At 64.4% G+C, this 12,330-nt stretch carries 10 protein-coding genes and 1 riboswitch; of the genes, 7 read left to right on the forward strand and 3 right to left on the reverse strand.

The window, feature by feature from the left end:
• Positions 1-156: 156 nt before the first annotated feature.
• Complete coding sequence (locus CO676_RS12190) at positions 157-1,338, forward strand: acetyl-CoA C-acetyltransferase (RefSeq protein WP_097521270.1); 1,182 nt, start codon at positions 157-159, stop codon at positions 1,336-1,338.
• 110 nt (positions 1,339-1,448) lie between these two features.
• The gene (locus CO676_RS12195) at positions 1,449-2,174 is read left to right on the forward strand and encodes a beta-ketoacyl-ACP reductase (protein ID WP_097521271.1); all 726 of its coding nucleotides are present in this window, start codon (positions 1,449-1,451) and stop codon (positions 2,172-2,174) included.
• Positions 2,175-2,314: 140 nt separating this feature from the next.
• Here CO676_RS12195 and CO676_RS12200 read toward each other — a convergent pair whose 3' ends face one another.
• The 3 genes from CO676_RS12200 to CO676_RS12210 all read right to left on the reverse strand — a co-directional run bounded on the left by CO676_RS12200 (position 2,315) and on the right by CO676_RS12210 (position 5,357).
• Positions 2,315-4,138 (reverse strand): ABC-F family ATP-binding cassette domain-containing protein, encoded by a 1,824-nt coding sequence (locus tag CO676_RS12200; protein ID WP_097521272.1) that lies wholly within the window; start codon positions 4,136-4,138, stop codon positions 2,315-2,317.
• 4 nt (positions 4,139-4,142) lie between these two features.
• On the reverse strand, positions 4,143-4,793 hold the full coding sequence (locus CO676_RS12205) for a thiamine diphosphokinase (protein ID WP_097521273.1): 651 nt from the start codon (positions 4,791-4,793) through the stop codon (positions 4,143-4,145).
• Between the two features lie 81 nt (positions 4,794-4,874).
• On the reverse strand, positions 4,875-5,357 hold the full coding sequence (locus CO676_RS12210) for a GNAT family N-acetyltransferase (RefSeq protein WP_097521379.1): 483 nt from the start codon (positions 5,355-5,357) through the stop codon (positions 4,875-4,877).
• Positions 5,358-5,524: 167 nt separating this feature from the next.
• A riboswitch (TPP riboswitch) is annotated at positions 5,525-5,639 on the forward strand.
• A gap of 49 nt (positions 5,640-5,688) precedes the next feature.
• Here CO676_RS12210 and thiB point away from each other — a divergent pair.
• From thiB to ampC, 5 genes are all read left to right on the forward strand, one after another.
• Entirely contained in the window at positions 5,689-6,717 is a 1,029-nt protein-coding gene (gene thiB, locus CO676_RS12215) for a thiamine ABC transporter substrate binding subunit (protein ID WP_097521274.1), read from the forward strand.
• A 7-nt stretch (positions 6,718-6,724) separates the two neighbouring features.
• Complete coding sequence (thiP, locus tag CO676_RS12220) at positions 6,725-8,350, forward strand: thiamine/thiamine pyrophosphate ABC transporter permease ThiP (RefSeq protein WP_097521275.1); 1,626 nt, start codon at positions 6,725-6,727, stop codon at positions 8,348-8,350.
• Complete coding sequence (gene thiQ, locus CO676_RS12225) at positions 8,347-9,078, forward strand: thiamine ABC transporter ATP-binding protein (protein ID WP_097521276.1); 732 nt, start codon at positions 8,347-8,349, stop codon at positions 9,076-9,078. The genes thiP and thiQ overlap by 4 nt, the downstream gene beginning before the upstream one ends.
• A 332-nt stretch (positions 9,079-9,410) precedes the next feature.
• Positions 9,411-10,919, forward strand: coding sequence for a M48 family metalloprotease (locus tag CO676_RS12230; protein WP_014766340.1), 1,509 nt, complete (start codon positions 9,411-9,413; stop codon positions 10,917-10,919).
• A gap of 202 nt (positions 10,920-11,121) precedes the next feature.
• Positions 11,122-12,306: a class C beta-lactamase gene (gene ampC, locus CO676_RS12235; RefSeq protein ID WP_097521277.1), complete on the forward strand. Its 1,185-nt coding sequence runs from the start codon at positions 11,122-11,124 to the stop codon at positions 12,304-12,306.
• Positions 12,307-12,330: the final 24 nt, after the last annotated feature.

The raw sequence follows: 12,330 nt of genomic DNA on the forward strand, positions 1-12,330 counted from the left end.
GACAATCTCTTTGTGCATTGCGGCGACGCAGGTGCAAAACAACGGTCGGTAGAACCGACGATGAAGCTTTTGTTGCAGAGCATCAAGAAGTTTGACTTGCGCTCCTGGCTTTGCCAGTCTGCTTCTCCAGGCAAAGGAAACAAGAGGAAACGTCCCATGAGCAATCCCTCCATCGTGATCGCCAGCGCCGCTCGCACCGCAGTCGGGTCCTTCAACGGCGCCTTCGGCAACACACCCGCTCATGAACTGGGTGCAACGGTCATCAAGGCGGTCCTCGAACGGGCCGGCGTCGAGGCGGCAGAGGTCGACGAGGTGATTCTCGGCCAGGTGCTTCAGGCCGGCGAAGGGCAGAACCCGGCCCGCCAGGCGGCGATCAAGGCCGGCCTCCCGCCGGAAAAGACCGCCTGGGGCATGAACCAGCTTTGCGGCTCGGGCCTGCGCGCGGTCGCCCTCGGCATGCAGCAGATCGTCATCGGCGACGCGAACATCATCGTGGCCGGCGGCATGGAATCGATGTCGATGGCACCGCATTGCGCGCATCTGCGCGGCGGCGTCAAAATGGGCGACTACAAGATGATCGACACGATGATCAAGGACGGCCTGACGGACGCCTTTTACGGATACCACATGGGCATCACCGCCGAAAACGTCGCGCGTAAGTGGCAGCTGACCCGTGAGGAGCAGGACGAATTCGCGCTCCGATCGCAGAACAAGGCGGAAGCGGCGCAGAAGGCCGGCCGGTTCGCCGACGAAATCGTCCCGTTCATTGTCAAGACCCGCAAGGGCGACGTCAGCGTCGACCAGGACGAATATATCCGCCACGGCGCCACGCTCGATTCGATCGCCAAGCTGCGTCCGGCCTTCGACAAGGAGGGTACGGTCACCGCGGCCAACGCCTCGGGGCTCAATGACGGCGCTGCCGCAACGCTGCTGATGACCGAGGCCGAGGCCGCCAGGCGCGGCATTCAGCCGCTCGCCCGCATCGTCTCCTGGGCGACGGCCGGCGTCGACCCGCAGATCATGGGCACCGGCCCGATCCCCGCCTCGCGCAAGGCGCTCGAAAAGGCCGGCTGGTCGGTCGGCGACGTCGAACTCGTCGAGGCCAACGAAGCCTTCGCGGCGCAGGCCTGCGCGGTCAACAAGGATCTCGGCTGGGATCCGTCGATCGTCAACGTCAACGGCGGCGCGATCGCCATCGGCCACCCGATCGGCGCTTCCGGTGCCCGCGTCCTCAACACGCTGCTCTTCGAAATGAAGCGCCGTGGTGTTTCCAAGGGGCTCGCAACGCTGTGCATCGGCGGCGGCATGGGCGTCGCCCTGTGCGTCGAGCGCCTGTAACAGTTAGCGGTATGCAAGGGCTCCGCCCTATTCGATCGAGCACGCGCGGCCCGGAGTTCCGGGCCGCGGAAGAATAGTTTTGGCAGATTTTAACCCAATGGGAGGCGAACATGAGCAGGGTAGCATTGGTTACGGGTGGGTCCCGCGGTATCGGCGCTGCGATTTCGGTGGCGCTGAAGGCGGCCGGCTACAAGGTGGCTGCGACCTACGCCGGCAATGACGAGAAAGCCGTGGCCTTCAAGCAGGAAACCGGCATCCCGGTCTACAAATGGGACGTCTCCAGCTATCAGGCTTGCGTCGACGGTATCGCCAAGGTGGAGGCGGATCTCGGGCCGATCGACATTCTCGTCAACAATGCCGGCATCACCCGCGATGCGATGTTCCACAAGATGACGCCGGAACAGTGGGGAGAGGTCATCAATACCAATCTCACCGGCCTCTTCAACATGACGCATCCCGTCTGGTCGGGCATGCGCGACCGCGGCTTCGGCCGCGTCATCAACATCTCATCGATCAACGGCCAGAAGGGCCAGATGGGCCAGGCGAACTATTCCGCCGCCAAGGCCGGCGATCTCGGCTTTACCAAGGCGCTGGCGCAGGAAGGGGCGGCAAAGGGCGTCACCGTCAATGCGATATGCCCCGGCTATATCGGCACGGAGATGGTGCGGGCGGTGCCGGAAAAGGTGCTGAACGAACGAATCATCCCGCAAATCCCGGTCGGCCGCCTCGGCGAACCGGACGAGATCGCCCGCTGCGTCGTGTTCCTGGCGTCTGACGAATCCGGCTTCATCACCGGCTCGACGATATCGGCGAATGGCGGACAGTATTTCGCCTGATCTACAGCGCCTCGCGTCTTTTCAGGCGCACAAAGGTCGCTGCAGTGCTTTGAGTTGCTGCAATTTTTACCCTTGAGTTGGGCTCGACTTCTGGCCCCTCCTCCTTGTGGGGAGGGGTTTTCCCATAAATCGGACCGGCGTCAGCCTTCGAGCTCCTCGCGCAACATTTCAAGCTCCAGCCATTCCTCCTCCATGCGCGTCAGGCCCTCTTTCAGTTTTTCGAGCTCGGCGGCAAGCTTCGCGAAACCGTCCGGATCGCGGGAAAAGAGAGAAGGATCGTGCATCTTCTCTTCGCGCTTGGCGATCTCGGCCTCGGCCTTGGCGATCTCCTTCGGCAGGTTCTCCAGCGCGAATTTCTGCTTGTAGGAGAGTTTCCCCTTGGATTTCGGCTCGGCTGTTTCGACGGGGGCATCGCTCGGCTTGGCCCTCTCGGCTTTCTCGGCCTTGCGCCGCTCCTCGATCGCGCCCTTGCGCTGCGCCATCATGTCGGAATAACCGCCGGCATATTCGATCCAGCGGCCGTCGGGCGCTTCCGGATTGGCGGGCGCAATGGTCGAGGTCACCGTGCGGTCGAGGAAATCGCGGTCGTGGCTGACAAGGATCACCGTTCCGGCAAAGCCGGCGACGATCTCCTGCAGGAGGTCGAGCGTCTCGATGTCGAGGTCGTTGGTCGGTTCGTCGAGGATCAGGAGGTTGGTGGCGCGCGCCAGGATGCGGGCGAGGATCAGCCGGGCTCGCTCGCCGCCGGATAGTTCGCTGATCGGCGTGCGGGCCTGCTCCGGCTGGAAGAGGAATTCCTTCATGTAGCCGGTGACGTGTCGCTGTTCGCCGTTGACGAGAAGCGTCTCGCCGCGCCCGTCGGTCAAGTAATGCGCCAGCGTCTCGTCGAGGTTCAGATCTTCACGCTTCTGGTCGAGCGTGGCGATCTCCAGATTGGTGCCGAGCTTGACGGTGCCTGAGTCCGGTTCGAGCTGCCCGGTCAGGAGCTTGAGCAGCGTCGTCTTGCCGGCGCCGTTTGGCCCGACGAGGCCGATCCGGTCGCCGCGATGGACGCGGATCGAGAAGGGCGCGACGATCGTCCGCTCGCCATAGGCCTTGGTGATCTTCTCCGCCTCGATGACCAGCTTGCCGGATTCCTTGGCGTCGGCGACGGTTGCCTGGATCGTGCCCTGCGGCCCCTTGTGGCCGCGATAGCGCGTCCGCATGTCCTGCAACTCGCCGAGGCGGCGCATGTTGCGCTTGCGCCGCGCCGTGACGCCGTAGCGCAGCCAGTGCTCCTCGCGCTCGATCGCCTTGCCGAGCTTGTGCTGTTCGAGTTCCTCCGCCTCCAGCACCTCATCGCGCCAGGCTTCGAAATGAGCAAAGCCTCGGTCGAGCCGGCGCGACTGGCGGCGATCGAGCCAGACCGTCGCGGTCGAGACCTTCTCGAGAAAACGCCGGTCGTGCGAGATCAGCACGAGGGCCGAGCGGCTGCGGGCGAGCTCGTCTTCCAGCCATTCGATCGTCGGCAGGTCGAGATGGTTGGTCGGCTCGTCGAGAAGCAGGATATCGGGCTCCGGCGCCATGACGCGGGCGAGTGCCGCGCGGCGCGCCTCGCCGCCGGAGAGGCGCTTCGGGTCCTCCTCGCCGGTCAGCCCCAGATGCTGCAGCAGATAGGTGACGCGGTAGTGATCGTCGCCGGGGCCGAGCCCGGCCTCGGCATAGGCCTGCACCGTGTCGAAGCCGTCGAAGTCCGGGGCCTGGTGCAGATAGCGGATGGTTACCGAGGGATGCCGGAAAATCTCGCCGGACTGCGGCTCGACAAGACCGGCGGCCATCTTCATCAGCGTCGATTTGCCCGAGCCGTTGCGGCCGACGAGGCAGATGCGGTCACCCGGCTCGACCTGCAGATTGGCGCCGGCGAGAAGCGGCGTGCCGCCGAAGGTAAGAAGGATGTCGTCAAGCTTCAGGATGGGGGGCGCCAAGGCGTCAGGCTCCGGAAAGATCGTAGGGTCGGGCGAGAACCACCGCCCGGCCGGATTTCAGGGAAAAGCGAACCGGACCTTCCGCGACATTGGAAATCGTCCGGGAGGAGCCGAAAGGCAGTGCGAAGCCGTGGAGCGGGTAGCGGGCGTTTTCGATCGACAGGCCGGTAAGGTCGGTGAAGCCGAGGATCGAGAACAGGCTCCCCTTCGGCAGGTCGATCTCGTGGACCCCCGGCATCAGCGCATGGGCCTCCTCCTCGCCGGAGGTCATGAGCGCGGCGTGTCCCTCTTCCGCCAGCGCCGCGAGTCGCAGGAGGTGCAGGAAGGCATGGTCGCTGCGGGTGCCGCCGAGCGCGCCGGCGAAGATCAACGTCGAGGCGCCCCGCGCAAGCGCCGCCTCGACTGCCAGCTCGCCATCGGTGGCGTTCTTGGCGGCCGGATAGCTTTCCCGCGGGACCTCGGCGTAATCTGCGAACAACGCCTGATCGGTCGAGTCGAAGTCGCCGACCCAGAGCTCCGGTTCCACCCCAAGCGTCTTCGCATGGCGTATGCCGCCATCGGCCGCGATGAAGCGGCTGCCGGAAAGCTGCACCGTAAGCCGCTCCGTGAGGGTGAGCGCGCCGCCGAGAAGAATGGTGAAGGTCGATCGGGTCATGGCACAAGCCCATAGCGCAAAGCGGCGCCCGAGGAAAAGGGCAGAACGTCTTTTCGGGGCGCCCTCTCGTGGCTTGCTGGATCAGGCCTCCCGCGTCCCGTCCGGAGAAAGCATGTCCGCATAGATGCCGGGCGTCGAATCCGGAATCTCCACCGCGCCGACGGCGCGCGCATAGAATTCCGCCGGGCCAACGCCGCCGATGATCGCATAGGCGTAGCCGGCGGCACGCATGGCGAAGAGGCTTTCGAGCAGCAATGCCTCTCCGAGGCCGCGGCCGCGCATCGCTTTGTCGACGCCCGTCGGCCCGAAGAAGCCGAGCGCGGTCACGTCATGACAGGCAAAGCCGGCAAGCTCTCCCTTCCATAGCGCAATATGGATCCGCGTCGGCGTCGCGGAAAAGGCCGCCTCTGCCTCGCCCGCCCAAGGGGCGCCGAATCGTTCCTCGATCCAGGAGACAACGATCCTGCGTTCGGCCGTCAGGGCGCGCCTGATGGTAACGTCGGGGCCGAGTCGGGACCCGCGGCCTTCAGGCAAGGCATAGAGGCGAACCAGCATGTCCGGCATGAAATGACCCCGCTTGGCGAACAAAACGCCGCCGCCGTTGTTTGAACTCAGAGCGCCGGCAAATCCTTCCGGTTTCTCGCAAACCCTTGATAGCGCAGGCGGCGCTCAGGGCCAATGCTTCCGCCGAAACTCCGCTTGCCTTGGCTGCCGCCGAAAGCTAAATCTTAGGCGCTCTAACGGGGTGCCCCGGACCGCTTGCGGTCCGATGGCTGAGAGGCTTCGAGCCAACCCGCGGAACCTGATCCGGCTCATACCGGCGGAGGGATTAGAAGCGATCGGACCGATACGCGCTTTTCCCGTGCAGCATCAACAACAGGGAGAGGTGCCCATCATGTCCAGTTCACTCCATCGCAAGATCCTCGGCCGGCTGGCGATTGCCAGCATCGCTGTCGCCGCATTTTCAGCGAGCGCCGTCGCCGCCGAAAAGACGCTGACGATCTACACCTATGAAAGCTTCATCACCGAATGGGGTCCGGGCGCCAAGGTCGCCAAAGGCTTTGAGAAGACCTGCGCCTGCAAGGTGAATTATGTCGGCGTTGCCGACGGCGTCGAACTCCTGACGCGGCTGAAGCTCGAGGGCGAGGGATCGAAGGCCGACATCGTTCTCGGCCTCGACACCAACCTAGTCGCAGAGGCCAAGGCCACCGGCTATTTTGTCCCGCACGGCCTCGACACGACGAAGCTCAAGGTTCCCGGCGGCTTTTCCGACGACACCTTCGTTCCCTATGACTACGGCCATTTCGCCGTGATCTATGACACCGAAACCCTGAAGAACCCACCGAAGAGCCTCAAGAACCTGGTCGAAGGCGATCCGGCCCAGAAGATCGTCATTGAGGACCCGCGTACCTCGACGCCCGGCCTCGGCCTGCTTCTCTGGGTCAAATCCGTTTACGGCGACAAGGCCGGCGAGGCCTGGGCGAAGCTCAGCGAACGCGTGCTGACGGTGACCCCCGGCTGGTCGGAAGCCTATGGCCTGTTCACCAAGGGCGAGGCGCCAATGGTCCTCTCCTACACCACCTCGCCCGCCTACCACATGGTGGCGGAAGGAACCGACCGGTATCAGGCAGCCCCCTTCGCCGAGGGCCACTACATCCAGATCGAAGTGGCCGGCGTAACGAGGAACAGCAAGGAACCGGAACTCGCCCGCAAGTTCCTCTCCTTCATGACCGGCCCGGAATTCCAGTCGATCATCCCGACGACCAACTGGATGATGCCGGTCGGTTCCACCAACGAGCCTCTGCCCGAGGCCTTCGGCAAGCTCGTCAATCCGGAAAAGACCTTCCTGATGCCGTCCGAAGAGGTTGCCGCCAACCGAAAGGCCTGGATCGACGAATGGCTGGCGGCGATGAGCAAGAACTGAGGCCGGCTTGTTCGACGCCGCCGAAAACAGGATGACAATCGCCGCCGCGGCTTTCTGCCTCGGCGGCATCCTGCTCTTCGTCGGTCTGGCAGGCGCCGCGCTGCTCGCGCAGTCCGGCGACGGCGGCGCCAACGGCCTGTTCGACGCCTATATCTGGCGCGTCACCCGCTTCACGCTGCTGCAGGCAGGTCTCTCGACGGGCCTGTCGATTCTCTTCGCCATACCCGTCGCACGCGCCCTGGCGCGCCGGGCATCCTTCCCCGGCCGGATCTGGATGCTGCGGCTAATGGCCTTGCCGCTCGGCCTGCCGGCACTTGTTGCGGCGCTCGGCCTGATCGAGGTCTGGGGTCGGCAGGGCTTCCTGAACAACGTTCTCGCGGCGACAGGATTGCAGCAGCCGATCAGTGTCTACGGCCTGTTCGGCATCCTGCTTGCGCATGTCTTCTTCAACATGCCGCTTGCGGCCCGGCTGATGCATGCCGGCCTCGAACGCATCCCAGGCGAATACTGGCGCAGCTCCGCCAATCTCGGCATGGGCTCGCTTGCCGTTTTCCGCTTCGTCGAATGGCCGGCGCTCCGGGGTCTGCTGCCGGGCATTGCCGGCCTCATATTCATGCTCTGCGCCACCAGCTTCACGCTGGTGCTGACGCTTGGCGGCGGCCCGGCTGCAAGCACGGTCGAGGTGGCCATCTACCAGGCGCTGCGCTTCGATTTCGACCCACCCCGGGCTATCGCCCTTTCCGGCCTGCAGGTCGTTCTGACGGGCACGCTGCTTGTCGCCCTTAAATTTCTCGCCCCGCCCCCCGAGGAAGGCGAGACGAGCGGCAGGGCGACCCGACGGTTCGATGGTCTGAGTCGGCTTTCGCGCCTTGCCGACGGGGCCTGGCTGGTGCTCGCCCTCGTCTTCGTCGGCCTGCCCTTCGTCGCCATCGCGACGTCCGGATTGCAGGCCGATCTCACCCGCCTCGTCGGCGAGCCGGCGTTCCATCGGGCACTCACCACCAGCGCCGCCATTGCCCTTCCGTCCGCCACCATTTCCGTCGTCATGGCCGTCCTGATGATCCGTGCGCAGCGGCTGCTCCTCGCGCGACGACGCCCTCAAGTGCCGGCCCGCCTGTTTGCCGGTGCGATCGGTGCCAGCACCTCCTTGATCCTGCTCGCCCCGCCCGTGGTGCTTGGCGCCGGCTGGTTCCTGCTCGTCCGGCCCTTCGGCGACGTCGCGCGCTTTGCCCCGTTTCTCGTCATCGCCATCAATGCGCTGATGGCGCTGCCATTCGTTCACCGCGTCCTCGCCCCGGCGATGGCGACCCATGCCGCGCGCACCGAGCGCCTTGCGTCCAGCCTCGGCATCCGGAGCTTGCATCGCCTGCGATGGATCGATTGGCCGGTGCTGCGCAAACCTCTGTTGATGGCATTCTCCTTCGCGCTCGCGCTGTCGCTCGGCGATCTTGGCGCTGTCGCCCTCTTCGGTTCGCAGGATCTCGCGACGCTGCCCTGGCTGCTCTATAGCCGGATGGGCAGCTACCGCACCGCCGACGCGGCCGGGCTCGCCCTGGTGCTTGGCCTCATCTGCCTCGTTCTGACCATGCTCGGCACGGCAGGAGAGAAGCCAGCACAAGGACGAAGCGCATGAGTTCGCTCGCCCTGTCGCTCAAGGACGTCAAGGTTCGCTTCGAAACGACGGCGCTGGCATTCGATTGCGCGGTTCCGGCCGGACAGATCGTCGCCGTTATTGGCGCCTCGGGCTCGGGAAAATCGACGCTTTTCAATGTCATTGCCGGCTTCGAGACGCCGGAGGCAGGCGAAGTGCGGATCCTCGGCGAGGACATGGCCGGGCGCATGCCCGTCGAGCGACCGATCTCCATCATCTTCCAGGAAAACAATCTCTTCGCTCATCTCGATGTCGCGACGAATGTCGGCTTCGGGATCAGCCCCTCTCTCCGCCTCGACTCATCCGACCGCGGCAGGATCGAGGAGGCGCTGGCGCGGGTCGGGCTCGCCGGCTTCGGCAGGAGGTTGCCGCCGACGCTTTCCGGCGGCGAGCGCCAGCGGGTGGCGCTTGCCCGCGCGCTGGTGCGGCATCGGCCGCTGTTGCTGCTCGATGAGCCTTTCGCCGCACTCGACCCCGGCATGCGCGCAGAGATGCGCGCGTTGCTGAGCGACCTGCATGGCGAGGAAGGCAACACCATCCTGATGATCACGCATCATCCCGATGACGTGAAGAGCCTCGCCGATAGCGTGCTTTTCCTCGACCAGGGGCGTATCGTCGCCCATGACGCCCTGGATCGTTTTCTTGCACGGCGGGACCTGGCGGCGATCAACCGGTTTCTCGGCAACGACGAGATCGGGTGGGACGAATGAGCGTCACCCGCCTGCCATGGCAATCGACCGGGGGAACGCGGCAGTATTTTTGGACAATGTCCGGTTCGCCACAATTTGACCGCCCCGGCGTGCGACGCGCGGAACGTCCGGCCGGATATGCGCGTTACTCGCGCATCCGTTGCTGTGATACCACGGGGCAACTATTTCTACGGGGATCAGCTAGGCAGGCGGCGCTTAAATCGATACAGCATGGTCATGGCTGAGAAACCTGCGCCAGCGCCCTTATGCGGCTGAAATAGTAGGATTTTTCGACGCTGGCGACTGTTGGCTCATGAGCGCAGGGCGCCTCGGCGGATGGAACGGGCTGAGGAATGGCAAGGCACACAGTCACAAGAGGCTGGTTTCCGAAGCGGCGTGGCGTGGCACCGCGCGCTCTGGTTGCATTGTCCTCGTTGAGCCTTCTTTCCGGCTGCCAGTCGATTATCGAGCAGACCTACGAGCCGGCCGTCTCGCCCTCGTCCAATCCGCAGATCGTCGAGGAGGTGCAGAAGAACGATCCGCGCGCCCAACTCGGCGCGCGCGAGCATCCGCGCATCGTCGCGAGCTATGGCGGCGAATACAAGGACGCCAAGACGGAACGGCTGGTCGCCCGCATCACCGGCGCGCTGACGGCGGTTTCGGAAAACCCGCAGCAATCCTACCGCATCACCATCCTCAACTCCCCGGCGATCAATGCCTTTGCGTTGCCGGGCGGATACCTTTACGTCACACGCGGCCTGCTGGCGCTTGCCAACGACGCCTCGGAAGTGGCCGCCGTGCTTTCGCACGAAATGGCGCATGTCACCGCCAATCACGGCATCCAGCGCCAGCAGCGCGAGGAGGCCGAGGTCATCGCCAGTCGCGTCGTCTCGGAAGTGCTGTCCTCCAACCTTGCCGGCAAGCAGGCGCTGGCCCGCGGCAAGCTGCGACTTGCGGCCTTTTCGCGCAACCAGGAACTGCAGGCCGACGTGATCGGGGTCAGGATGCTCGGCGAAGCCGGCTACGACCCCTATGCCGCCGCGCGCTTCCTCGATTCGATGGCCGCCTATAGCCGCTTCAGTGCGGTCGATCCGGAAGCGGACCAGAGCCTCGATTTCCTGTCGAGCCACCCGAACGCGCCGCAGCGCGTCGAACTCGCCCGCCGGCACGCCCGCGCCTTCGGCCCCGAAGGGACGAGCGGCGACCGCGGCCGTGACTACTATCTCGCCGGCATCGACGGGCTGCTCTATGGCGACAGCCCGCAGGAGGGCTATGTGCGTGGCCAGACCTTCCTGCACGGCCAGCTCGGCATACGCTTCGACGTGCCGCAAGGCTTCCAGATCGACAACAAGGCCGAAGCGGTGCTCGCCACGGGTCCGGGCGAAGTCGCCATCCGCTTCGACGGCATTGCCGACAATGCCGGCCGCAAACTGACCGACTACATTGCCAGCGGCTGGGTGACCGGTCTGCAGCCGGACACCATTCGACCCATTGCCGTCAACGGCCTCGAAGCCGCGACGGCGCGGGCCTCCGCCGATCGCTGGGATTTCGACGTGACCGTCATCCGCATCGGCGACCGAATTTACCGGTTCCTGACCGCGGTTCCCAAGGGATCGGCGGCGCTTGAACCGACGGCGAGCCAGCTGCGCAGTTCCTTCCGCCGCATGTCGCCGAACGAAATCCAGGCCTTGAAGCCGCTGCGCATCAGGGTGGCCACCGTGCGGCCGGGCGACACGAGCGCCACATTGGCAGCGCGAATGATGGGAACGGACCGAAAGCTCGACCTCTTCCGGCTGATCAACGCAATGCAGGTCACCTCCACCGTCAGACCGGGCGACAAGGTGAAGATCATCTCCGAATAGGTGATCCCGTCTCCATCGGCTCGGCCGGCGCTCTTCCTCGTCCTCTATGCAACGCGTCTCACCGGCCGTCTTGCTGCCGCGCCGTGCGTTTTTTCCGAGGGATAAAATCTCACACTTCGAATTGCCGCATGTTTCTCCTTATATCGACTTCGATTCGAAGAATGATGCAGTAGACACGGTTACTCGAGGGGATGATCCAGCCATGAGAAATATTCGCCTGAGGACGCTTGGAGTTCTCGCCGCCGCCTCTCTGTTCTGCGGCGCCTCAAGCCAGGCGACCGCCAGCGATAGCCCAGGACATATCGAACGCGTCGTTGACGAGGCGATCCGCCCGATCATGGAGGAATACGACGTTCCCGGAATGGCCGTCGCAGTCACGGTGCAGGGGAGGAGATACGTTTTGAACTACGGAGTCGCCTCGAAGGAGAGCGGACAGAAGGTCGACGATGAGACGCTTTTCGAGATCGGCTCGATCAGCAAGACTTTTACGGCGACTCTGGCGTCCTATGGGGAAGCGCGTGGGGCCCTGTCTCTCTCCGATAGCGCCAGCAAGCACCTGCCCGCACTCTCCGGAAGCAGCTTCGACAGGATCAGCCTTCTCGATCTCGCCACCTATACGGCAGGCGGCCTGCCTTTGCAGTTTCCGGCTTCCGTCACCGACCAGAAAGAGATGATCGGCTATTTCAAAGGCTGGCAGCCGAGCTACCCCGGGGGTGGCCATCGGCTCTATTCGAACCCCAGCATCGGCCTGTTCGGCTACCTCGCCGCCAAAAGCATGGGCGAGCCGTTCGACGCTTTGATGGAGAAGACGCTTTTCCCGGCGCTTGGCCTGACTCAAACCCATATCAGCGTTCCCGAGGACCGGATGGGCGACTATGCCCATGGCTATTCGAAAGCTGGCAAGCCCGTCCGGGTAAGTCCCGGCGTCCTCGATTCGGAAGCCTATGGCGTAAAGACCACTGCCGCCGATTTGATCCGTTTTGTCGAGGCAAACATAGAAGGCGCGGAGTTGGACGACACACTCCAGCGCGCGATCGCGGCAACGCACAGCGGTTACTTCAGGGTCGGCGACATGACCCAGGGACTCGGATGGGAGATGTATGCCTATCCGGCCGATCTCGAGCGGCTGCTGGCGGGGAACTCGCCTGAGGTCAGTTTCAAGCCGAACAAGGTAACGAGACTGGATCCGCCGCTGCCGCCTCGGGACGACGTGCTGATCAATAAGACCGGCTCGACAAGCGGATTCGGCGCCTATGCCGCCTTTGTTCCCGCCGAGCAGATCGGCATCGTCATCCTGGCCAACAGGAACTACCCCATTCCAGCCCGGGTAAAGGCCGCCTATCAGATCCTGACGGCGCTCCAACGCCTACCGGCGGAAGACCGGTAACGCCGGCCACTAGGAAATCGCCAA

The organism is Sinorhizobium sp. BJ1 (genome assembly GCF_002531555.1).
Lineage (GTDB): Bacteria > Pseudomonadota > Alphaproteobacteria > Rhizobiales > Rhizobiaceae > Sinorhizobium > Sinorhizobium fredii_B.